The organism is Rhizobium sp. 18055 (genome assembly GCF_902706285.1).
Lineage (GTDB): Bacteria > Pseudomonadota > Alphaproteobacteria > Rhizobiales > Rhizobiaceae > Rhizobium.
Window position 1 is genome coordinate 1 of the sequence record NZ_CACSKD010000167.1, and the last position, 507, is coordinate 507.

The 507-nt window shown below is 63.9% G+C and carries 1 protein-coding gene; it reads right to left on the minus strand.

The genetic code is table 11. The features are described from left to right. The coding region (locus GVL52_RS28540) for a hypothetical protein (protein WP_160012703.1) at positions 1-486 on the minus strand (486 nt) is incomplete at its 3' end. Between the last annotated feature and the right edge of the window lie 21 nt (positions 487-507).

Sequence of the window (507 nt, forward strand, 5' to 3'; positions counted from 1 at the left end):
GTCCTGCGGCTCGCGCGTCGAAGCAGCTCCACCCTCCTCCCTCGCCAGTTTCGTCCGTATGCAACGAACGCGCAACGGAGCGCGTTGGTCGAGATCTTCTGCAGCGATCCCGGTGCGCTCGGCGACTTCCATCGCCAGATCGCGGAGCCAGGCCACGTCGGCGGGACGGGCGTCGGACCTCATGAGCTGTGCTTGGTCTTCGACGAGCTGCATGAGTGCCATCGACAGCATGTCGAATCCGTGGAAACCGCTGCGAATCTCCGGTAGCTGATCGTCGGGAACGGGCAGTCCGTCGAGTTGCGTCGTGGCCCCATCGGCAAGCTTGTTCACGTCACCGCGCTCGCGAATGAGCAACCCCGAAGCCCATGCAGCGAGCGACAGCGAGAAGGTGTGCGCCAGTGGGTAGCCTTCGCTGTCGAGCTCCAGGTCAAAGAGTCTCGACCGGGTACCAGTACGCTCGGTCCATGGCTGCTCTGCTCCCTGCATGGTTTGGACCAAGCGGCGAGA